Origin of the sequence: Metabacillus niabensis, assembly GCF_902829255.1 — a bacterium.
GTDB classification, from domain to species: domain Bacteria; phylum Bacillota; class Bacilli; order Bacillales; family Bacillaceae; genus Metabacillus; species Metabacillus niabensis.
Genome location: NZ_CADEPK010000030.1, coordinates 1 through 21,571 on the forward strand (window position 1 = coordinate 1; position 21,571 = coordinate 21,571).

22 protein-coding genes and 1 pseudogene are annotated in these 21,571 nt (G+C 36.2%); 6 read left to right on the forward strand and 17 right to left on the reverse strand.

Annotation, left to right across the window (positions count from 1 at the left end; genetic code table 11):
- A partial coding sequence (locus HU235_RS05180) for a hypothetical protein (RefSeq protein WP_174879515.1) occupies positions 1–862 on the reverse strand: 862 nt, incomplete at its 3' end.
- Between the two features lie 249 nt (positions 863–1,111).
- Here HU235_RS05180 and HU235_RS05185 point away from each other — a divergent pair.
- Together HU235_RS05185 and HU235_RS05190 are read left to right on the forward strand one after the other, a co-directional pair.
- Positions 1,112–1,273: a hypothetical protein gene (locus HU235_RS05185; RefSeq protein WP_174879516.1), complete on the forward strand. Its 162-nt coding sequence runs from the start codon at positions 1,112–1,114 to the stop codon at positions 1,271–1,273.
- Positions 1,260–1,484, forward strand: coding sequence for a hypothetical protein (locus HU235_RS05190; RefSeq protein ID WP_174879517.1), 225 nt, complete (start codon positions 1,260–1,262; stop codon positions 1,482–1,484). The genes HU235_RS05185 and HU235_RS05190 overlap by 14 nt, the downstream gene beginning before the upstream one ends.
- A 129-nt stretch (positions 1,485–1,613) precedes the next feature.
- On the opposite strand, the gene HU235_RS05195 is transcribed toward HU235_RS05190, so the two are convergent.
- Both HU235_RS05195 and HU235_RS05200 read right to left on the reverse strand, forming a co-directional pair.
- Entirely contained in the window at positions 1,614–2,474 is an 861-nt protein-coding gene (locus tag HU235_RS05195; protein WP_370877267.1) for a metallophosphoesterase, read from the reverse strand.
- 208 nt (positions 2,475–2,682) lie between these two features.
- Complete coding sequence (locus HU235_RS05200) at positions 2,683–3,075, reverse strand: DUF3997 domain-containing protein (RefSeq protein ID WP_174879519.1); 393 nt, start codon at positions 3,073–3,075, stop codon at positions 2,683–2,685.
- A gap of 496 nt (positions 3,076–3,571) precedes the next feature.
- Between HU235_RS05200 and HU235_RS05210 the strand changes: the two genes are divergently transcribed.
- Complete coding sequence (locus tag HU235_RS05210; protein ID WP_174879521.1) at positions 3,572–3,769, forward strand: helix-turn-helix transcriptional regulator; 198 nt, start codon at positions 3,572–3,574, stop codon at positions 3,767–3,769.
- Positions 3,770–3,804: 35 nt separating this feature from the next.
- Complete coding sequence (locus HU235_RS05215; RefSeq protein WP_174879522.1) at positions 3,805–4,185, forward strand: hypothetical protein; 381 nt, start codon at positions 3,805–3,807, stop codon at positions 4,183–4,185.
- Between the two features lie 510 nt (positions 4,186–4,695).
- Here the strand turns inward: HU235_RS05215 and rlmD are convergent.
- The 7 genes and pseudogenes from rlmD to HU235_RS05245 all read right to left on the reverse strand — a co-directional run bounded on the left by rlmD (position 4,696) and on the right by HU235_RS05245 (position 13,543).
- Positions 4,696–6,090 carry a 23S rRNA (uracil(1939)-C(5))-methyltransferase RlmD gene (gene rlmD, locus HU235_RS05220; protein WP_174879523.1) on the reverse strand — a complete coding sequence of 465 codons (1,395 nt, stop codon included), beginning with the start codon at positions 6,088–6,090 and terminating at the stop codon, positions 4,696–4,698.
- A 158-nt stretch (positions 6,091–6,248) separates the two neighbouring features.
- Entirely contained in the window at positions 6,249–6,653 is a 405-nt protein-coding gene (locus HU235_RS25460) for an LPXTG cell wall anchor domain-containing protein (protein WP_411828258.1), read from the reverse strand.
- A pseudogene (locus HU235_RS05225) lies at positions 6,651–8,993 on the reverse strand (family 43 glycosylhydrolase); the annotation flags it as partial. The pseudogene HU235_RS05225 and the gene HU235_RS25460, both read right to left, overlap by 3 nt.
- 540 nt (positions 8,994–9,533) lie before the next feature.
- A complete protein-coding gene (locus HU235_RS05230; protein WP_174879525.1) occupies positions 9,534–10,400 on the reverse strand; it encodes a DNA-3-methyladenine glycosylase family protein in 867 nt (288 codons plus the stop codon).
- Between the two features lie 131 nt (positions 10,401–10,531).
- Complete coding sequence (pdaA, locus tag HU235_RS05235) at positions 10,532–11,332, reverse strand: delta-lactam-biosynthetic de-N-acetylase (protein WP_174879526.1); 801 nt, start codon at positions 11,330–11,332, stop codon at positions 10,532–10,534.
- Between the two features lie 266 nt (positions 11,333–11,598).
- Entirely contained in the window at positions 11,599–13,137 is a 1,539-nt protein-coding gene (locus HU235_RS05240; protein ID WP_174879527.1) for a fumarate hydratase, read from the reverse strand.
- A gap of 208 nt (positions 13,138–13,345) precedes the next feature.
- The gene (locus tag HU235_RS05245) at positions 13,346–13,543 is read right to left on the reverse strand and encodes an SE1561 family protein (RefSeq protein WP_095299195.1); all 198 of its coding nucleotides are present in this window, start codon (positions 13,541–13,543) and stop codon (positions 13,346–13,348) included.
- A 556-nt stretch (positions 13,544–14,099) separates the two neighbouring features.
- Here HU235_RS05245 and yfkAB point away from each other — a divergent pair.
- Positions 14,100–15,221: a radical SAM/CxCxxxxC motif protein YfkAB gene (yfkAB, locus tag HU235_RS05250; RefSeq protein WP_174879528.1), complete on the forward strand. Its 1,122-nt coding sequence runs from the start codon at positions 14,100–14,102 to the stop codon at positions 15,219–15,221.
- A gap of 8 nt (positions 15,222–15,229) precedes the next feature.
- Positions 15,230–16,063, forward strand: a complete 834-nt coding sequence (locus HU235_RS05255) for a mechanosensitive ion channel family protein (RefSeq protein ID WP_174879529.1) — start codon at positions 15,230–15,232, stop codon at positions 16,061–16,063.
- 103 nt (positions 16,064–16,166) lie between these two features.
- Here HU235_RS05255 and HU235_RS05260 read toward each other — a convergent pair whose 3' ends face one another.
- From HU235_RS05260 to HU235_RS05285, 7 genes are all read right to left on the reverse strand, one after another.
- Positions 16,167–17,399, reverse strand: a complete 1,233-nt coding sequence (locus tag HU235_RS05260) for a TolB family protein (protein WP_174879530.1) — start codon at positions 17,397–17,399, stop codon at positions 16,167–16,169.
- A gap of 67 nt (positions 17,400–17,466) precedes the next feature.
- A complete protein-coding gene (locus tag HU235_RS05265; RefSeq protein ID WP_174879531.1) occupies positions 17,467–18,261 on the reverse strand; it encodes a YfkD famly protein in 795 nt (264 codons plus the stop codon).
- Positions 18,262–18,599: 338 nt separating this feature from the next.
- Complete coding sequence (cax, locus tag HU235_RS05270; protein ID WP_141231483.1) at positions 18,600–19,655, reverse strand: calcium/proton exchanger; 1,056 nt, start codon at positions 19,653–19,655, stop codon at positions 18,600–18,602.
- Position 19,656: 1 nt separating this feature from the next.
- On the reverse strand, positions 19,657–19,788 hold the full coding sequence (locus tag HU235_RS25270; RefSeq protein WP_267905706.1) for a hypothetical protein: 132 nt from the start codon (positions 19,786–19,788) through the stop codon (positions 19,657–19,659).
- 373 nt (positions 19,789–20,161) lie between these two features.
- On the reverse strand, positions 20,162–20,800 hold the full coding sequence (locus HU235_RS05275) for a hypothetical protein (RefSeq protein ID WP_095299185.1): 639 nt from the start codon (positions 20,798–20,800) through the stop codon (positions 20,162–20,164).
- Positions 20,797–21,219 (reverse strand): permease prefix domain 1-containing protein, encoded by a 423-nt coding sequence (locus HU235_RS05280; RefSeq protein ID WP_095299184.1) that lies wholly within the window; start codon positions 21,217–21,219, stop codon positions 20,797–20,799. Before HU235_RS05280 ends, HU235_RS05275 begins: the two co-directional genes overlap by 4 nt.
- Entirely contained in the window at positions 21,216–21,545 is a 330-nt protein-coding gene (locus HU235_RS05285) for a PadR family transcriptional regulator (RefSeq protein ID WP_095299182.1), read from the reverse strand. Before HU235_RS05285 ends, HU235_RS05280 begins: the two co-directional genes overlap by 4 nt.
- Positions 21,546–21,571: the final 26 nt, after the last annotated feature.

Here is a 21,571-nt window from a genome sequence, read left to right on the forward strand (position 1 = left end):
AACTAATTGAGTCTTCAAATAAGAGCTGTTTATCTTTCGAAATTTCAATAATAGAAGAAATAAAAAGAACTAGTATTATCGTTCCAATTAATATGACTTTTTTGTTTAGATATAATACTTTTTTCTTTATAAACAACATCATAAATACGAGAACGATAACAGCCACCATAAGTAGTTTTTTCCAAAAGTGAACTGGTTCAAGTGAGAATCCATATAAAGCATGATACGCACTATGCGGGTTTGGCTCTCCTAGATTAAACCATTTATCAAGAGAAATATGGAAAAAACGATTAAAGGATTGCAAAAAAACATAATTAATTGGGATTAGTAAACAATAAACAAGTAATATAATAGGATAAATGATTTTCCCTCTTATTATGCTGCCAAGTAACATCCCTATCATGAAAGCAATAAAAAATGATCCACTCCAAAATAGACCTATATACTTAAAAACGGATAAAAAATAAAAATAATCAAAAATTGGTTGACCATAAAATAAAACAAGATAAGCTGTAAAAATTATGATTTGGCCTATTATTATATAAATAACTCCAACCAAACACTTTCCTATAATCAAAGTGACGTAACCATGATGAATTAAAGTTGTTAATTCACTCATACTACTTGATTCTTCAATTCTAACAATCCACATCCCTAATAATAGATACGCCAGCATACCAGACATCACCAACTGACTTGAAGTGGTTAACGCTGACGGGGGTGAAAAGGTTTCATATCGATATAAATAGAATGTATAAACAAAATAACAATTTATGAGTATAAAAAGGATTGGAATTAACCATGTTTTTAGAACTAATTTCCACGAAAAAATTGCCGATTGGATAATTTTTATTAAATTCATTTTTACACCTCTATGACAGTCAATTTCATTAATTGACAATATACTGGAAAAAGTTACAAAATAAAATATACCAATCTATTACATAATATAAAATAGAACAAATTCCCTGTTTTTATTTTACTATTTTACATTTTTATGGAATATTACTTTTTGGTGTAAAAGGAGGTGTCAAATAACTTAGAGCGTTTACTTTTTAATAACAATCAAAATTATATTAAAACCAAACTTTGAATAGGAGGCACCTATTTTATGATTAATTTATGGAATAATAATAATAAATCTAAAGAAGCACGTTATGCAGCAGGAATGAATTTTGATCTTGAAGAGATAGAACCCTTTTTAAATCATTTATCAAACTCAATTTTAGACTCAGGCTTGACTCAAAAAAGAAATCAACATGATTCTATCTGAAATAGATGAAATGATTGAGAACAATGAGATAAAAGAGTTTGGAACTTTTGACGTTATGTATAAAGGAAAGCCATCAAAAATAAGGGTTCAAGCTGAAATCCACATTGAAGATGAGGATAAAGAGTTAGTGTTATATATGTATAGTACAAAGAAATTGGTAGACGTTATAGAAAAGGAAATGCTAAAGGTGGAAGAGCAAAGGGAATTTTAAAGGTGGACCAATTTAAATTAGTAAATGGAAATCTATGAATTTAACTTTTGACTGTCAGGTTTTTCCTGGGCAGCTTTCCTTAGTTAACGTATCCGTTTAGCTCAAAAGTTCGTTCATTACTTAGACTAATTATTTACCAGAACTCAATATCACTACAACAATTTCTGGTCGATTAAAAATCCTGAATGGTATAATACTGTTTCCAAGTCCTCTATTTACAATCATTGTCGTATTATCTGATTTGTACTTCCCAGATGTATACTTTGGAAATAATCCTTGGTCAGGAGCAATTAAACCACCAACGAAAGGAATTCTAAATTGTCCACCGTGTGCGTGACCTGAGAAAACAACATCAAATCCATATTCACTATAAAGAGAGAATCTTTCTGGTCTATGTGATAATAGAATTTGATAATTAGTTTCTTCATTTATTCCCTTTATTGAATTCGTGATATTTTCCTCCATTTTTGCACCTTCTACATACGATTCATCTACATTGGCTGGATCATCAATTCCTATAAGTTGTATTTTTTCAGTTCCTATAGCAATTTCTTTTGCTGTATTTCGCATCACTTGTACACCGATGCTTTTTAGCTTCTCTTCTAATGTATTGAATTTCCCTGACCACCATTCGTGATTACCTGTCACATAATATACTGGTGCAATTTGAACCAATCTTTCCATCAAAATTAGACTAGGTTTCTCCTCATATCTGTCTGAATCTATTAAGTCACCTGTAAATACAATCAAATCTGGTTCTATCTTTTTCACTTTTTTAACTAAGTCACTTTGGTTGTTTCCAAAAGACTTACTATGTAGGTCGGATAATTGAACAATTTTATATCCATTAAAGTTATTTGGAAGTTTATCTGATTTAATGGTATATGTACTTGTTACAATTGAATTATTTTGAAAGTAAAAAAAGAAAATTAACAAAACTATTACAATAAAAAAGTATAGACTTTTCTTTTTAGGTATTTTCTTCAATATTTATCTCCTTTAATTTTATTAATCCATAAATTATTGATAAGCAATTTTCCATTTTTAGTTCAATAATAAAGTTCATTCCAAACACAAACTTCTGCATTAAATATCAAAAACTTGTTTGTACTCTAATTAAGCAGGCATTATTCAGGTTTTTGAACACTCTCGAGAAATCAAAATTCCCCCTTAATTTTTACAAGTCTTATCAGCATAATTATCTATACTCTTCCAATTTTTTTATCTCTATATTATCGAGTAATAATTCTTTAGTTCGTAATTCATAATCAGCTTTTGAATATGGACCTATTGTTTCTTGCGTTTTAATGTTAATAATCCAATATTTCATATTATCAGTTTCCGAGATTTCCTGTTGTATAGCTACAATATACCTATTGTCCCACCCAACATGGGTAACCTTTGTTGGAACAATCGGTGTCCCCCAAACATTGTCACCTTCATATGGGGAAATATTTACTTCATTTGCTGACAATCTATTAATAGATAAATTACCTGGAAGATCTATTTCATAGTCTGATGCACCAGCACAACCAGAACAAATACATAATAACAACAATAGACATACCCATATGTATTTTTTGCTAATCATATAATATACCACCTCAAAAATTCTCTTTTGACTAATACATATAATCATATTTTTCCAATTAGATATTTACTAAAACAAGCATATTTTCGAGGAGGAATTAAGGGTAACATAATAATGTTGGTTTCCGTTGTAGGAATGTCCTTAGTTTGGATATTTTCATCCATTATACCATTTTCTTCCTTATTATAAATATATTTATAGAAAAGCTCTTATAATTATCTTCATATACCTACCTTGTCTAACAAGCTTCAGTTCTTTATCAATTCAGAAAGGAAGGAAACTACAAAAGAATCTAATGAGCAGCTTGAATCTTACAATAAAATTCTTAAAGCAAAATATTTAGGGATTTCTAATGGAATACAAAAGCACTTGTACGAGGTAACAAATGGTAATGTAGCTCTTGGAAATTCAAATGTAAAATACACTTGACGTAAAGCAACCTTTACTTCACAATGAATGTAAAGGTTGCTTTACATAAAGGGGGGGAGGCCTGATTTTGAAAAACAATCTACCTGAATATAGGAAGAAAGCTAATTATTCTCAGGATAAGTTAGCAGAACTTTTACAAGTAAGCAGACAAACAATTATCTCGATAGAAAAGGGAAAATATAATCCTTCTTTGCCATTGGCCATAAAAATAGCAAGAATTTTTAATACTAATGTTGAATCAATTTTTTTGTTGGATAATGATTAATAAAATTTAATCAATTCATATTGGAGGGTTAAATAATGAAAATCACTTCACAAAGAAATTTTAATATTTTAGGTGTTTTGTTCGCGTTTATTTTTGCAGTGAGAGTCTTCATGGGTTTGTCTACGAATTCTTTATCTATAGTTGAACTTCTTTCATGGGGAACATTATCTTACTTATCTTTTGCGGCTGGGTATCTTTATCCACAATTTAAAGAAAAAGATGAAAGATCAGAATTAATTAAACAAAAAGGAATGCACTATTCCATGTTCTTTGTTTTAGTTTTTTTCATTGCCACATTACTGGGAAATCAATTTAATATCTTCGGCTTAGAATTAATTGAAATGATTCAAATAGTCATTGCTTTAACCATTATTACGATTTTTACATCTTGGATTATCATGGCGAAGAAATATTAATATAAGGAAGGGTCAATTTTTTAAAAATGGATTCTTTCTGGTTGGATTTTGGATGACATTAATAACAATCCCCCTAGTCATTGATTGTAGTCAATTTTTAATTTTATAAAATAGAATTATATCAATATAATATATTACTTATAGTTCCCTACACTCAATATATTAAAATCCCTTTTTAAAAAGCTACAACCTCTTATTCTTTTCAATCCACAATTAAGCTATATGAATATAAATTTAAGTCAATCTCTTCCTATTATTAAACTCTTACTAAAGACCCCTTCCTCACCGATCATTTCAACGTTTGAATTAAAATAAAAATTTTGCTCCGAAATCCTATATGGAACATTTTTAATGAAAAAAATAGCCGTTTTCCCACCTATTTTTCACATTTTTTCCAGAGTTAAATAGGAAAACCGAGTAAAGATAAGAAATCGGCATGAAAAAGACCCCGAAATCTGAAAAGTTTATTTTCAAAAATCGGGGTCTTAATAGGAAATGTTTATTTTCGGGCTACACCTTCAACACTAACTTCGCAACCGCCTCAACATGCGCCGTATGAGGAAACATATCAACCGGCTGAATATATTCCACGTGATAATCCCTTGATAAATAATCAATATCCTTTGCTAATGTTGATGGGTTACATGATACATAAACAAACTTTTTTGGCTTTACTTGTTTAATGGCATCTAATAGCTTTTTGTCACAGCCTGTTCTTGGTGGATCGACGACGATGACGTCTGGGCGCCAGCCTTCATTTACCCATTTTGGGAGCCAATGCTCGGCGCTTCCGGTAACATAGGTTGCATTGGTGATGCCGTGTTTTATTGCATTTTCGTTCGCATCAATGATGGCTGATTCGATCGTGTCCATGCCGCGAACTTCACTTGCACCAGCTGCAAGCCACATGCCGATTGTTCCTACACCACAGTAGGCATCAGCAATTTTTTCTTTTCCTGTCAGACCTGCTGCTTGCTTCACTTCATCGTATAATTTGACGGTTTGGACTGGGTTTAATTGAAAGAATGCACGTGCTGATAGCTCAAAGCTTAAATCTCCAAGTGTTTCCTGGATGACCTCTTCTCCGCTAAGATGAATTGTTTTTTCACCGAAAATTAATGATGTTTTATTGCCATTTATATTTTGAACAAGTGATTTAACCTCTGGCAATCTCTTTTGAATTTCCGCCATTAATAATTTTTTTCGCGGTACCTCTTTTTGTGTTGTAATTAACACGACCTGAACCTCTCCAGAGCTAAAGCCGGCACGAGTAACGATCGTACGAACAATTCCTTTTCGCTTTCGTTCATCATAGATCGGGATTTGCAGGTCCTCAAGAATTTGTTGCACCCCTTCTGATACTTTGTTTGTTAAAGGATGCTGGACCATACAGTTTTGAATGGGAATGAGCCGGTGTGAGTCTAATCCATAAAGGCCTGCGATGACCTTTCCATTCTGTTGCTGCCCCACCTGGAATTGGCTTTTGTTTCGGTAATTCCATGGTTCTGCCATTCCAATTGTGTCTCTAATGTCTAGCTTTTGTAGTGCAAGCTTTGTATGTCGTTCAAGTGATTGAATAACAATGTCACGCTTTTCCTTTAGCTGCTGGGCATAGGCTAAATGCTGAAGCTGACAGCCACCGCATTCCTCGTAAATTGGGCAAGGTGGCTTGACGCGGAAAGGAGATTGCTTTCTAATTTTCTTAACCTTTCCCTCTGCAAACTTTGGTTGGATTTTTGTCGCTTCAACTAATACCTCTTCACCAGGTAATGCACCAGGTACGAAGACAACCTGTCTTTTAAAGTAGCCGACACCTTCACCATTAATCCCTAAACGCTTAATTGTTAACGGGAAGGTTTGTCCCTTCTCTATTTTAATCGAATGATTTTTTTTCGTTTCTTTCATAGTAAAAAGCTCTCCATTTCTACTGGAACATTCATCTTTTAATCATACTAATAGTTCGTCCTAAAAGCTAGTAACGTTCATTCCTCTTCCTAGCATTTCCATAATCGCTAAAGAAAATGAGGCCAACTCATATCGAGTCAGCCTCATCTCATAACTTATTATTCAGCATTGGTCTTTCTTCTTACTATGAGGAATGCAATTGCACCAGTGATTAAAACAATAGCACCAATTAGTAACGTATTATATGTGCTTGTTGCTGTATCCGGTAATTTTTCACCAGTTGTTTCTTTTTCATTATGAACAGGCTCAACTGTTACATCCTCTGGAGCTTCTGTTCCTGGTGGGTCTGTCCCTGGTGTTTCCTCACCTGGTGGGTCTGTTCCTGGTGTCTCCTTACCTGGTGTTTCTGTTCCTGGCGTCTCCTCACCTGGTGGGTCTGTTCCTGGCGTCTCCTCACCTGGTGGGTCTGTTCCTGGCGTCTCCTCACCTGGTGGGTCTGTTCCTGGTGTTTCCTCACCTGGAGCCTCTGCTGGAATTTCTCCAGTTTCATAATAAGCTTTAATTTCTTCTGCTGTTAATACCTTTGCATCGTATACAAGTAATTCATCCATTAAGCCTTTATATGGGGTGTCCCAGTAGTTTACACCTAAGGCGAATACACCGTTCTCTGTTGTGAAGACGTCTGGGAAGTTTTCACCCGCAAACTTTTCTTCACCATTTACATAGATTTTTATACTACCGTTGTCTACTGAGAATGCAATATGTGACCATTCATTTGCTGGAATTTTCATACCTGTTCCCGCGTCATACCATGCTTCACCTGACCAGAGCATCGTATCATTTGCTACTCCGTCATGGCCCATTGGTAAAAAGCTAATCCATTTTGTGTTACTGCTCCCACCAAAGAATGAAGTTGTGTATTTATTCAATTCCTGCGGATTTAGCCATAATGATACCGTGTACTTATTACTAGAAATCAATCCATCTGGCAAACGAATTCCAGATGCACCGTCAAATACAGCTGCTTGTCCAACTTTTCCTTCTGCAAATGCACTTGTTCCACCTGTATTATCAATACGGTTACCAGTTACTGCACCGTCCGTCACATTTCCCGTGCTATCCTTTAAATTATCCTCAAATGCATAATGGGCAACGAGCTTACCTTCCTTTTGCGGTAAAACGACGACTGTAAATTGCTTCGTATCGGTCATTTCACCTTTAGTTATCGTTGCCGTAAGGGTTACTGTCACCGATTCCTTTCCAACAGGACGAGTTACTTTTCCATCTTCAGAAACGATTTCAGGATGTGATGATTGCCACGTAATTTGTGTCCCACGTAATCCTGTTGTTGGTAATGTTAAATGACTAATGACATTTGTTGTGTCTCCAAGACTTAAATCATTTTTAACCGCCGCAACAATTTCTGCATCTGATTGTGATGCTGTTTTACTTCCCCAAATCGCAATGCCTTCATTTGATAGTGCAGTAAATGTTAAAACATATTTTTCAGAGGTTGGATCCCATTGGCGAACAAACACACCTTTATATGTTTTACCATCAACCTGTAAAGTCGCTTCATTTTCACCAGATAAACTCCATTCACCTGTTACGTCACCAGAAATCGTTCCATCGTCATTTAACGTAACTAGCACTGATTGTTTAATTTCTGCTGAAATATCTTTTCCATGATTAATAAATTTATAGTCTCCGCTTATATCTGATGCTTCAACCCTTTCTAACGATTCGCCCGCATAACGATATGGCGAAACAACCGGCCAACCATCTTCATTCATATACATTTTATGTACACGAACCTGATGCATTTCACCTTTTTCAGGGAAACGAGTATGGAAAATTAAATATTGTTCGTCTGTTGCTTCATCATAGTAAACAGAATTATGACCTGGCGAAACATAGCCTGTCCCAATTCCAGTTCCAGCCTCACCAACTTCTCTTTTGAATAAGTGACTGCCCATTAATTTCACACCATATGGTTCGATTGACGCATCATCAAATATCGGAAGGTCTGGATTAGCCTTGACATTAATCATGTCATTGCCTTCTGCATCATAATATGGACCATCAGGATTTTCCGAACGAACAACACGCATGTTATAGCCGCCAGTTGAATCTAGTCCGCCAAATGATAGGTACATATAGTAATAATCCGTTTCTTTGCTATATTGGACATATGCTCCTTCAATACGACTATGGTTTCCACCGAGTAATTTTTTCCCATAGCCTTGGTTTGGCAATGGTTCACCTGTTTCAGGGTCCATTTCCATAATGAAAATACCACCAGAGTATGAACCGTACATCATCCAGAGCTTGCCATTTTTATCAAAGAATACATCTGGATCAACGGCATTTGGATGAATTCTTGCATCATAAATCGTTCCATCTGGGCTTACTTCATCCCACATCCCGGATTTCAGGAAGATTCCTTGATCTTTGTAAGGGCCTTCAATATTGTCTGCAACGGCAATCCCCATCGCTGAACGAGGAGAATCTCCTTTACAAGCGTTATAATACATATAAAACTTCCCATTTAATTCAATCACATCTGCTGCCCATAATGTATCAGATTCTGCCCAGTCAAAAGTTTCCTTTAATTCCTCAACAACGTTTTCAAATAACGGGTTATCGGGATTAACTAAGTTTGCTACTTCATCCCATTGCATAAAATCCTTTGTCTTTGCAGCTGCTAAGTGAGAGCCAAAAACATAGTACGTGTCACCTGTTTTAATGACTGACGGATCGTGGACAGATACATCTTTAAAAACAGGTGCTTCTGCTTGCTCGCTTGCTGCCCCATCATTTTCAATGGCGAACGCTAAATTTGGAACAAGAAGTACAAGTGTTAAAAATAAAGCTAAAAATCTACGAGATAATTTCTTTTTCATACTTTCATACCCCTCCTTTTTGTATGAAACGAAGTATTTACCCAAGAGTTGTATGCGCATTCATTATTTGGGATAAAAAGGGATGTACGTACAAAATTGAAGCTAACACCCTTGTAAATGTACGAAATCTAGTTTTCTATCTTTATCATACCCATGCAAAAAAATCGCTATATCCCGATGAAATGCGACAAACCTTAAGCTAAATACATACGTTTCTATTCATACATGGGTTAGAAAACTGCACATTTTTACAAAAATTCACTGAGAGGATGTTTTCCAAAAAGATGATAGGAAGAATTTTTTGTATTGTAAGCGCTTATCCTAACCAATATTTATCCTATTACACACGTTCGTACATGTCAATATGTTTTCTATCAATTCGGAACTTGTTTATCCAATCACATAAACATACGTACAAGTTGACACAAAAGAGAGTGATTTACAGCAAAAGCTCTCCCCCTCAAACCCAAACAATCAATATCTTTTAACTAGAGTTTGCTGGAGAGTCTTCCAATGTTAAGTCACTCTCTACGCATTCACTTATTCAATACTTCTCCACAAATAAAGCGATGCATAGCTTAAATAAGGATGCCATTGCTCACTGTACATGTCCATTTCTTCACTTGTAGGCTTCCTCTCTAGGTTAAAATGCTTTTGAATCGCCTTTTGTATCCCAATGTCTGCTTTAGGAAACAAATTAGGTCTTCCTAATCCAGTTAACAAAAGATTTTGTACAGTCCATGGACCAATCCCACGAATTTTTATTAGCTTTTTCATTACTTCATCATCAGATAAGCGTTCAACTTGCGATAAATCTAAGCTCCCTTCAGCAATAAGCCGAGATGTATCAATCACATATTCAGCCTTCCTCCTGCTGAATTGCATGTTCATTAGCTCCTCAACCTCTAAAGCAGCGACCGTTTCTGGTTTTGGATAAAACCAAACATCATCAATCTCATAACCAAATGCTTTAACAAATCGTTCTGTTAACGTATGAGCAAAAGATAAATTTAATTGCTGATGAATAAAGCATTTCATTAAACAACGATATAAATCAAATTCCAATACAAGCGGCGTCCCCTCATGCTGCTGAAAAATATCTGAAAGATTTGACGTTTTGAAATGATTATTTAGTTTATCTAACGGAAAATCCCATTGAAAAATTCTAATGAGCTCAGCTTTAGCTTGTTCTTTTATATCATTATCGTGTCCCTTTAGCTCAAAGCGTGGATTTTCTAAAGTACCAACAGCCTGCACTTCGATGACATGTCCTTTTTCATTTATAATAAGTGGAACCTTCACCGATTGTTGTTCCTGATTTACGTTATTTAACGGATCAAGTGATAGCCTGCTTATCACACTGCCGAAATGATATGGTCCGTCTGCTTCAATTATTTCCTTCCACATTTTTATTCACAGCCTTTATACTCTTTTTGCCAATTATAGCATGGTTTTGTTTTGTCAATTAGGTTAATTTCAATGTGAGGATTTGCTTCGTTTTTAATACTAATCTATTGTCTAAAAAATATCTCCCTTGGTTAAAGGGAGATTAAGTCAGGATTGTCGATTATTTTTTGAAGCATTAAGTCGTCTAAGCTTTTGAAGATGTAGCCTTGTTTCTGCAATTCAACAATGGCGTTGTCCAGTCCTTCGGCATTGTCCTTTGATACGGTATGGAGAAGGATAATCGCTCCAGGGTGGATTTGTTGCATAATGTTTTCGTACGAATATCTCCAGCCTCTTTGCGCGTCTATTTTCCAGTCAACAAAAGCGAGGGACCAGAAGACAGTTGTGTATCCTAAATCTTTGGACGTTTGCAGCACCCGTTCACTAAAAATACCTCTCGGCGGCCTTAAGTAGTTCATCCCTTTTTGGTCTGTTAATTCCTCCACTTTCAGGCGAACAGATTCTAGCTCTTCTTTTATTTCTTCATCACTTTCTTTTGTGAGGTCAGGATGATACCATGAATGGTTTCCGACGATATGACCTTCCTTCACCATCCGTTTTACTAATCCTGGTTCGGATTCAATATAATGACCTGTTACAAAAAATGTTGCTGGAACCTCTCGTTTTTTTAAAACGTCTAACACCTTGCTCGTATAGCCATTTTCATAGCCATTATCAAAGGTTAAGTAAATTTCCTTCTTCGTTGTATCTCCTATATAGAAGGAGCCGTACTTGCCAAGAATTTCGTCATATTCCTCTCCAGCAGAGGCTGGTTCGTGGTTTTTACTTTTTTTAAAGCCCCAATGAATTGGTTTATTTGATATCGCATATGCTTCGTTCGAAAATAAAAAAATTAGACAGCATAGGATTGTCATGATAGACAATTTTTTCATCATACTCTCTCCTCATGATCGTTATATATGTATAGTGTTTATTTATGAGAGCATTCCATACTGGAAAAAATTACATTAAGTCCCTTTTCTAAAATATAGTTGTTTTTAAGGTACTCCTTGGACGCTTGGGAAGCGATAATGCAGTGGAAAACAACTTCTAATAAAAGCATCAAAGTTTTACGAAAACTGCCTAAATAAAAAAAGCGTGCCTTTAAAATCAGGGAAATTCCTGATTCAGGCACACTTATTTCTTTTAAAACAAACGTTTATTTAAATACCGGATCCTTAAATTTAGAGAGCTTTTCTAATGATGATTTATCGACATCGGCGTGAAGGCTGTTTCCATGTGAATCCATTGTAACTACAGCTGTAAAGCCTTCAACCTTAAGATGCCACATTGCTTCCGGAATTCCAAATTGCATGAGGTCTACACCTTCTACTGATTTAATACAGTCAGCATAATATTGCGCAGCTCCTCCAATTGCATTTAAGTAGACACCACCGTGTTCTTGAAGCGCCTTTAACGTTTTTGGTCCCATTCCACCTTTTCCGATAACAGCGCGAATACCAAATCGCTTCATAATATCGCCTTGGTATGGCTCCTCACGAATACTTGTCGTTGGTCCTGCTGCTTTAACGTGATACTTTCCATCCTCATCCTTCATCATAACTGGTCCACAGTGATAAATGATTTGTCCATTAAGATCAACTGGGGAGTCGTTTTCTGATAAGTATTTATGGATTGCGTCTCTTCCCGTATACATCATTCCATTAATGCGAACGACGTCACCAACTTTTAACTCTCTAATTTGCTCCTCTGTAATTGGTGCTTCTAGGACAACTTCACGAACCGATTGCTGTTGCTCTTCAGTAGAAGTAGCCTCAGCTTGCCCAAAGTCAACCTCATCTCCGTCTTGATATAACCATTCGTTAATTGCTCCTGTTTCAGGATTTAAATATACACCTAAGCGGCGATAAGCCCAGCAATTGTAAGCAACTGATACGAAGAAGCTTGCTGGAATACGATTGATGACACCAATTTTACAACCTAGTAATGTTGTTTCTCCACCAAATCCCATTGTTCCAATTCCAAGCTCATTCGCATGCTCAAGAACATATTCCTCAAGCTTACGTAAATCTTCTCTTTCGTTCACATCATCGACACGTCTAAATAATTGCTCCTTTGCCAGCTCATAGCCGCTTGTTCGGTCGCCACCGATTCCGACCCCGATAAAGCCAGCACTACAGCCTTGTCCCTGTGCTTGGTAAACGGAGTGCATAATGCATTTTCTGATTCCATCAAGGTCTCGTCCCGCTCTTCCTAAGCCTTCAAGCTCACAAGGTAAGCTATATTGGATATTTTTATTTTCACAGCCACCGCCCTTTAAAATAAGGCGTGCATCAATATAATCCTTTTCCCATTGTTCAAATTTAATGACAGGTGTTCCATCACCTAAATTATCACCGCTGTTTTTCCCAGTAATCGAATCAACCGAATTAGGACGTAGCTTGCCATCCTTTGTTGCTTGAGCAATGGCCCGCTTAATATCTTCCTTCATCTTTAGCTGATTGGCACCAACCGGAACCTTTAATTTAAACGTTGGTAAACCAGTATCCTGACAGATCGGTGAAATATTATCGTCAGCCATTTTAATATTATTCGTAATGGTTGCAAGTGACATTGCAGAACGAGTGCCAGCACTTTCTCGCAATTTTGCCGCAGCGATTGCTCTTCGTACATCTTTTGGTAGATTGGTCGATGTTTCTACTATTAATTTGTACATGCTTTCGTAAAAGTTCTCCATCTCGATTCTCCCCTTATATCGTCTCTTAATGTATCTAAACTTTCGGTCTATTTCTTCAATTTTTATTATACTCCTTCAAAAAAAGATTGAAAAGGAATATCATAAGCGCTTTCAGTTTGAAGTCTGTACCGACTATTTTGCCCTGACATCCATCTTAGTCATGTGCCAAACTCGAAATAAAAATAGAAAAAAAGAGCAGACGCAAATGTCATGCTCCATTTCGATCCCAATCCTTTTTAAATTGTTCATGCTTGAATTCAAGCTCATCTAACATTTTTAATAAGCGGTCAATATCTTCAACATCTGTTGACTCGGGATCCATTGAATCAAGTACTTCTAAAAACATATTTAACCGACTTTTTAAATAAGATAGTTGTGAATCCTTATCTTGAACTGCATTACCCATTTTCATCTCTCCTCTTAAAGATATAGTTCATCCTAACGTATTTATTAATTTGGCTGTTTTCGCATTTTATTGCTGTTTATTTGTTATTCGTTTTGGTTGATTTCCGATAAATTTCCCGTTTTCCGCCGGGTGGGTGATGAGCCTCTTTGGTGCTCACATTTCCCACACATCCGCACCTACACTAAATCAACCTTTACAAAGCTTAGCTTATATACAACAATATTAAGAAAATTGCCTTTAATTTTAAAACAACTGACTAAAAAGCGCAATCCCTAATGTGCTTCAAGCAACTGGCTCCAATTGAATAGAAGATGATAGAGATGATAGAAGATGATATTTAATCAAATCACTTGTGACGCATGAGCTTAATGAGTTAGAAACGAAAACTAAGTACTTTCTTCCTTTAATATAAAGCTCCAATGGATGATAACAATGAACGTTCATGTTAGAATGGGTATGGAGCTGACAACTCTGTATAGTAAGCTAATCTGTTTTTAAAGATATTTAGCCTTATGTAAGGCTATTTTTATTTGTTAATAAAAGGAGTACCTCGAAAATGAATGTAACAAACACGTTAAAACCCATTACAACTTCATATGATCCGTGGGAAGCATATCTTGATGTCGAGCAATATGGAAAAATGGAGTTAACAAATATTGAATTTACCACAACAACACTTTGCAATATGCGGTGTGAGCATTGCGCTGTCGGTTACACACTACGTCCAAAGGACCCGAATGCTCTTCCAATTGATTTATTGTTAAAACGACTAGACGAGGTTCCAAAGCTTCGTTCCTTAAGTATTACAGGTGGGGAACCGATGCTATCGTTAAAATCTGTTGAAAATTACGTCATCCCACTTTTAAAGTATGCCCATGAACGTGGAGTGCGTACACAAATAAATTCAAATTTAACACTTGATTTAAATCGATATGAAAAAATTATCCCATACTTGGATGTATTACACATTTCTCATAACTGGGGTACGATCGATGAGTTTGTTGAGGTTGGTTTTGCCATGATGGACAGAAAGCCAACATATGCACAGAGAGCTACATTGTTTGAGCGAATGATCGAAAACAGTCGTGCACTTGTTAAAGCAGGTGTCATTGTTTCGGCTGAAACGATGCTTAACAAAAATACCCTTCCGTATATTGAAAAAATTCATAAGCAAATTGTTGAGGAAATGCATTGTCAGCGTCATGAAATTCACCCAATGTACCCAAGTGATTTCGCCAGTGCATTGGAAACATTATCACTTTCAGAGATCCGTTCAGCGATTCATCATTTATTAGATATACGCGATGAATCTGTTTGGATGCTATTTGGAACATTGCCATTTTACGCATGCAGCGATAATAAGGAAGATTTAGCGTTAATTAACCGTCTTCGTTCAAGCAAAAATGTTACGGTTCGAAACGATCCTGATGGTAGATCCCGTTTAAATGTTAATATTTTCGATGGAAATATCATTGTGACAGATTTTGGTGATGCTCCTCCTTTAGGGAATATTAAGGATAATACCCTTCAATCTGCCTATGATAAGTGGATGGATTCTTCCTTAGCAAAATCACTCAATTGTCATTGCCTTGCTGTGAACTGTCTTGGACCGAATATTCTCGTCAAAAATAGTTATTATAAAGATGTTGATTTCACAAAACGACAGTCGAATTTATAGGTGATAGTATGGAACAAATAAAAGCGATCCTTTCGATAAACATCGTCCAAATCATCATCGCTGCCATCGTTCTCTGGATTAGTGTTGCAATTATTAACAAATCGTTAAGCAAGTTCTTTCTCAGAACAGATTTTATTGAGGAACGAAAAGAAAAAACGATTGAAAGCTTAGTACGTTCATTATTGAAATATACTGCAACGATTTGCTTTATTTTATTTGTTATCTCTAAATACGTCGATAATTTCGAATCGATTCTTGCTGGAGCTGGAATTGCCGGGATCGTCATTGGCTTCGGGGCACAAAGCCTTATCAAGGATATTCTCGCCGGGTTATTTCTTATTTACGAAAAACAGCTTCATCAAGGTGATTTTGTGACAATTAATAACACCTTTAATGGCACTGTTGAAGAAATTGGCCTTCGTTCCCTAAAGGTAAGGGAATGGAGTGGAAAATTATTGACCATTTCTAACGGCGAGATTAAGCAAATTCAAAACTATAATATCGATCGGATGCGGGTAATTGAGCGGGTTGTTGTTAGGTACCAGGAGGATCCTAAAAAGGTATGGGATGCACTCGAAAAGGCCTGTAACCTTCTAAATGAACAATTTGGACATTGCTTAAAGGTTGACGAGGAAAATTGTCTTATCGAACCGTTCACAATCTATGGAATCACCTCGTTAAATGCAGGATTCCACGGCTATGAGTACACGATTACAGGACTGGTTGATGACAAAGAGTACTGGAATACAGCAAGAGAAGCACGAAAAATCATTGCACAGGTGCTCTTTGATGAAAAAATCGGACTCGCTGAGGAGCAAATTTCTGTTAAACATAGCCAATAACAAAACCGCCTTGAAAGCTCCGATGCTTTGTTTCTTATAAAAGATAACAAAAAAACAAGAACTGTTCCCGACTGGGATAACAGTTCTTGTTTTACTCTTTTCGTCATTCTCCAGCTATCACAACGACATCGACATTTTCTAACCATTTTTTCGGGTTAGTTCCATCTGGATTCGCAATCCAAACATCCATGTTCTCATCAAATAATGACTTCCCACGATACCAAATTAATTTGTTAGCTGTTTTGTTGTAAAACGGATGGTAATCTCCATGCCCTTGAGGTGGATGTGTCATTTGCTTTTGCTTTTTATTGCTAATGTGAACAAGATAAAGGGCTGGAAGCGGATGCTCGCTACTATTATTTGACCATTCCTTTTCGATGACCCTTGAAGTAACAATTGTCTCATTATTAAGCCAGGTAAAGTCAAGCTCTGCATAGTTTTGTGGGGTAAGGGTTCCTGATGCGGGCATTTCTTCAACCTTTAACCGCTTGTTCTTAAAACCAAAGACAATTCTTCCTCCGCCCGCAATATATGCAAGCATATCCTTTGAAGGAGCCCATTTCGGCTTTCCGACACCTAAAATGACCTCATCCAACACTTGAAATGACTTCCCATCATTTGATAAAACCGTAAGCATATTGCTGTCCATTGACCAGGACGCTGTTGGCGAGACAATGAAGGAAATCCATTTGCTGCTTGGTGAAAAGAGAAAGGAATTTGGGTAAATTGACAAAATATCCATATTCCCTTTTTTAATTTCCTTTGGGATCGTAAAAAACTCCTCTGCCTCTTCTAGCTTTATTTTGCTTAAATTACTAGGAAGCAGCTTTTTATAAATAACCGGGTTCGTCCATCCGTTTGGTAGTAGCTTTGCACTTGAAGCTAATATTATACCATCATCATTTGGTAGCCACTCGTAATCTGCGACACCTAACGCCACATTATAAAAACGCTCTAAATCTGACACATTTACTAGTTCCTCATCCATAAAAGCTATAATATTTTTTGTTGCTGCCCATTTAGGTGAATGACTATCATGATAGATTTTCCTTTGCATTCCATCATTTGGACGGTAAACCCAAAGCTCCCTATGAATTTCTTCGCCTTGCTTTGCTTCATTTTGATAAGAAATCCATTGTCTATCATGTGACCATTGTGGCATGCCAACTATATGACCTGTATTCGTAACCTTCTTTTCCTCACCATTTGTCCAAAGCCATAAATCACCATCCCGAATAAATGCTGCATCGATATTCTCTAAGCCTTGTCGATTTGCTGCAAAGCTTGTGTGAGGGAAAACTAGCAATACTGCGATAATAATAACGAGATGCTTCAACTCCCATCCCCCCTATATTTAATAAACATGAAAAAATCAATGCGTCTGAACGCACTGATTTTATTCATTATTTTGGATTATCAGCTGTCACAAAACCGAATGATACATGATCTTGAATCGGAATCCATGCCCCAATTCCTTGTGATGTGACATTTTTGACGACAATGCTTTTTTTATTTCCTTTTAAAACGAGATAAACCTCACCATACGTAACCTTACCCTTTTCATTAACAGCTGGTGCATAAGCATATAAGTAGCCTAATTTTTTAGGCTGCACATTATAAATCTGGTCTGCCTTTGTCCCTGCGCCAATAATCGTTTCAAAAGAGAGTGGTAAATTCGTTTTCTTCATTGCTTTTAACAGCATCATTTTTTTCACATGCTCGGCTTCCGGTACCTTTGCCGTTAGGCCACCTTTTACAGACTTTTGTGCCTCCTGCTTATAATGCATCTGAATTGGGCCCTTCCCACCACGATTGTCTTGAAAATTCGTGTTGATCTTTTGGTATTCCCAGTTTGTAGCGGTTTCTGTTGATTGATAATTTAACGCCCATTCTCCTAAATAAATTGTTGCTCGATAACCGATTGCTAAAGGTGCATCAGAAATAGTTGACTCGTTTAATATCCGAATTAAATCCGGGTTTTCAATCGGTACATCAGATGTATCAATAAGTGATTGAGTAAAATCACTAGGTTGTAAGTATGGTAAATCTTGTGTTGGATTTGGATATGTGTTTTCCTTCGTTATCTCCATAACGGTATTTGGAATTTTAATTTGCTTTTGCTTACCTTCTGCATAAGAAGCATGAGAAACACTAAATGAAAACAGTAAGACAAGAGAAATGAATATTAATTTTTTCATACCTTCTTCTCCTTTCATAAGCTATGATTAGTGTTTTCAAGATTGTTTTTGTTTATCCAAGCTTTTTAATAAATTTCATTAAAAGCGTTTACAAAAATAAGATAACGGTGTAAAATAAAGCTATCAGAAATGAGTCCCTAGATAGTTTGTTGCGCTGTTTTGCAAGCGTTACCAATTTCTCTAGTAATTTGTTTCGTCCTACAAAGAATGAATGAGGGTGACTCAAAAGGGTCTGACCCCTCCAACAAACAGATATATAGAAACTAACCTCATTTATTAGTCTATATATTATGTTTGAGGGGGGCTGAACCTTTAGTTTTGAGACACCCTCTCTTTTTTTATAACAAATAAAAGCCTATACCCATGATGAGATAGGCTGCTAGTAGCATCGCCCCCTCAAACCAGTTTGTGTCACCGTCATTCGTGATCATAATGGTTAAAAAGACAGCTGTTACCATTGCAATAAGTTCAGGTAACGTAAAAACTAAAGGCATCCTATCCTTAAAAAATAGTGAAATTAACACTAATAGTGGGGCAACAAACATTGAAACTTGCAATGTCGAGCCGATGGCAATTTCTACTGCTACATTCATTTTATTTTTATATGCCATAATAATGGCTGAAGCATGTTCAGCAGCATTCCCGACAATCGCAACGATAATAACCCCAATAAATAGCTCCGTCCAACCGAACTGCTCTCCCACTGTTTCAAATGTATGGACAAGATTTTCTGATACATAAGCAACTGCAATCGTCGAAAGCAATAAAATAATGATCGCCTTCATTTTTGACCATTCAGGTACCTCATGTGCTTCAGCTGTATCTGATTTATGCTGATAGACGCCTCGATGAGTCACAAGCTTAAAGAATAGTGCAGCTAAATAAAGAATAATAAGAATGATCGAAATTCCAATGCTTAATGATAATGTTTCTGCCTCATCCATTGTCATCGAAAAAACCTCTGGAATGACAAATGCAACAACAACGGCAAATATAAGCATTCCCGAATTATGGCGTGCATCATAAACATTAAATTCCTGCCGTTTATACTTTAACCCACCGATAAAAAAGCTTAAACCCGCTACTAGAAGCAGGTTTCCTATTACTGATCCAGTTAAGGAGGCTAACACAACCCCTAATAGCCCTGCCTTCAATGAAAATATTGAAATAATCAATTCTACTGCATTTCCAAACGTTGCATTTAATAATCCACCAATTCTTGGCCCGGCAACGATTGCTAAGCTCTCTGTCGCTCTGCCCATAAAACCTGCTAACGCAATAATTGTTAAGCAATAAATGACAAACATTAGAATTTGCGACCAATGAAAAAGGCTACCTGCTACTGATAGCGGTAATCCAATTAAAACAATAATAGTAAACAAACGATTAACCAAACTATTCACCATTCCCTTGCTTAGAATGTAAACTACTTTTTTTATAGGCTGTTCTCATAAACTTTGTTGCCTTATTATTAGGATTCGTTCTGATTGATTTCTGCTCAAGTGCCTCGCTTTTTGCAAGATGCATGGTTAGCCACCTAGCTGTAAACATCCGCTTTACATAAACCAATCCTACGCATCAAAGCAGAGGGTCTCATACTTACGCTCCAACCAACCTTTACAATGTTAAAAACAACAATATTTTAGAAAAGAGCCTGTTTGCCTTATTGTTATTGTATGATTCAGTTTTTATAGTTTAGTCTCCCAACTTAAACAAATTAATAAACCTATTTTTTGGAATTTCTATTTACGAAGGATAATGAAGAGGTCTTCTGTGGATTAAATTTGATGAAGGTCTGCTGAAAAGTGTAAACTAGCTCCCTCGGACAATGTTCGATGATTTAATATTTTCTCTTATGATAGTTTTTAATAGGAGCTAGCTTCATTGAACGTCGCATATCTCAAGCGATTTTTTTCTTCTTAAATCCGTAATAATACATGCTTAAAGGCCACCAGAGGATGCAAAAAATTGGATACACAGCCCAGATATGATCAGGCGTTGTAATAGCATTAACTGCAGCAAAAAATGCAATAACTAGCAAGCTCCCTGTAAGAGAAAACGCATAAAATGTTCTCGTTTTCCCATGATATAAAGCAAGCGGCCACCATAAAACAGCAAATGCAGGATAAATCGCCCACGGATGTTGAGGTGATAGGATAAGATTTAACATAATGTAATATCCTATAATACTAGCACTGCATAATATGGCCGTACTTACCTTTTGGCTATGTTTATCTAGAATAGCTAGAACCGGCCAGCACAAAAGTGGTGGTAATGCATATAAAAACCATGGATATTCGGGTGTTTGTATATAGTTTTCGGTAACTAAAAAGGCTATGATAATCAAGCTGTACACAATTGATAAAAGCTTATGATTCTTTTTCTTCGCACAAAAGATACCAATCGGCCAAAGCAATAAAGCAAATGTAGGATAAATGAACCAAGGATATGTCGTACTTAAACTATTTACCACGATGATAAAGATAATCGTCATCATACTTCCTGCAAGTGCAAATTGAAATGCTATATCCTTTTTCATTGATTAACACTCCTTTCTTCCTTATTCCGCTTCCAATAAAAGTACATCGATAACGGCCACCATAAGATGGCAAAGGTTGGGTAAACGAACCAAATTGTACTCGGTGTATAATAGAAATTAATAAAGACAAATAGTCCGATAATGAGCATGCTCCCCCATATCGAATAGCCAAGATTTAATTTTGCATATTTGTTTCCCTTTTTCGTTTTCTTTACACCAAGCTCCATTTTGATATCTCCAATATCACCAAATTCAACAATCGCTTTATTGATCGCATCCTCCTCGTCTTTTCCTTGTGCCATTAAATCCCAAACCTTTTCCTCTAAGTTTTCAAGGACTTCCTGCTGAATCGCTCTTTTCTCTTCACTATCATGTAGATCCTTAAATAGCTCCTCTACATGATTCTTTAATTTAATCACTCAAATCCCTCCATAAATAAATCGATAATTTCTTTCGTTTCCTTCCATTCCTTAACCATTTCCGTTAAATATGCTTTTCCAAGAGAAGTAATTCTGTAGTACTTTCTCTTTCCTCCTTGTGAGACATTTCCAAAATAAGACTCAATGAGTTCCTTTTTTTCTAAACGTTGAAAAACGGCATACAAGGTTGCTTCTTTAATTTGAAAACGATTTTCGGTACGTGAACTAATTTCTCTCGAGATTTCATACCCATATCTGTCTTTTTCTAAAATTAAGCGAAGAATCATGGAATCTAAATGTCCACGAATGATATCGCTTCTAATCATTATTACACATCCTTTACGACATTGCT

What these genes read in the sequence shown, in the direction of transcription:
- HU235_RS05200 (WP_174879519.1), bottom strand. Translation starts at nt 3,075, where the DNA reads ATGATTAGCAAAAAATACATATGGGTATGTCTATTGTTGTTATTATGT.
- HU235_RS25270 (WP_267905706.1), bottom strand. Translation starts at nt 19,788, where the DNA reads ATGCATCTTGCAAAAAGCGAGGCACTTGAGCAGAAATCAATCAGAACG.
- HU235_RS05215 (WP_174879522.1), top strand. Translation starts at nt 3,805, where the DNA reads ATGAAAATCACTTCACAAAGAAATTTTAATATTTTAGGTGTTTTGTTC.
- yfkAB (WP_174879528.1), top strand. Translation starts at nt 14,100, where the DNA reads ATGAATGTAACAAACACGTTAAAACCCATTACAACTTCATATGATCCG.
- HU235_RS05185 (WP_174879516.1), top strand. Translation starts at nt 1,112, where the DNA reads ATGATTAATTTATGGAATAATAATAATAAATCTAAAGAAGCACGTTAT.
- HU235_RS05285 (WP_095299182.1), bottom strand. Translation starts at nt 21,545, where the DNA reads ATGATTAGAAGCGATATCATTCGTGGACATTTAGATTCCATGATTCTT.
- HU235_RS05275 (WP_095299185.1), bottom strand. Translation starts at nt 20,800, where the DNA reads ATGAAAAAGGATATAGCATTTCAATTTGCACTTGCAGGAAGTATGATG.
- HU235_RS05240 (WP_174879527.1), bottom strand. Translation starts at nt 13,137, where the DNA reads ATGGAGAACTTTTACGAAAGCATGTACAAATTAATAGTAGAAACATCG.
- pdaA (WP_174879526.1), bottom strand. Translation starts at nt 11,332, where the DNA reads ATGAAAAAATTGTCTATCATGACAATCCTATGCTGTCTAATTTTTTTA.
- HU235_RS05255 (WP_174879529.1), top strand. Translation starts at nt 15,230, where the DNA reads ATGGAACAAATAAAAGCGATCCTTTCGATAAACATCGTCCAAATCATC.
- HU235_RS05245 (WP_095299195.1), bottom strand. Translation starts at nt 13,543, where the DNA reads ATGGGTAATGCAGTTCAAGATAAGGATTCACAACTATCTTATTTAAAA.
- rlmD (WP_174879523.1), bottom strand. Translation starts at nt 6,090, where the DNA reads ATGAAAGAAACGAAAAAAAATCATTCGATTAAAATAGAGAAGGGACAA.
- HU235_RS05265 (WP_174879531.1), bottom strand. Translation starts at nt 18,261, where the DNA reads ATGAAAAAATTAATATTCATTTCTCTTGTCTTACTGTTTTCATTTAGT.
- HU235_RS05230 (WP_174879525.1), bottom strand. Translation starts at nt 10,400, where the DNA reads ATGTGGAAGGAAATAATTGAAGCAGACGGACCATATCATTTCGGCAGT.
- HU235_RS05190 (WP_174879517.1), top strand. Translation starts at nt 1,260, where the DNA reads ATGATTCTATCTGAAATAGATGAAATGATTGAGAACAATGAGATAAAA.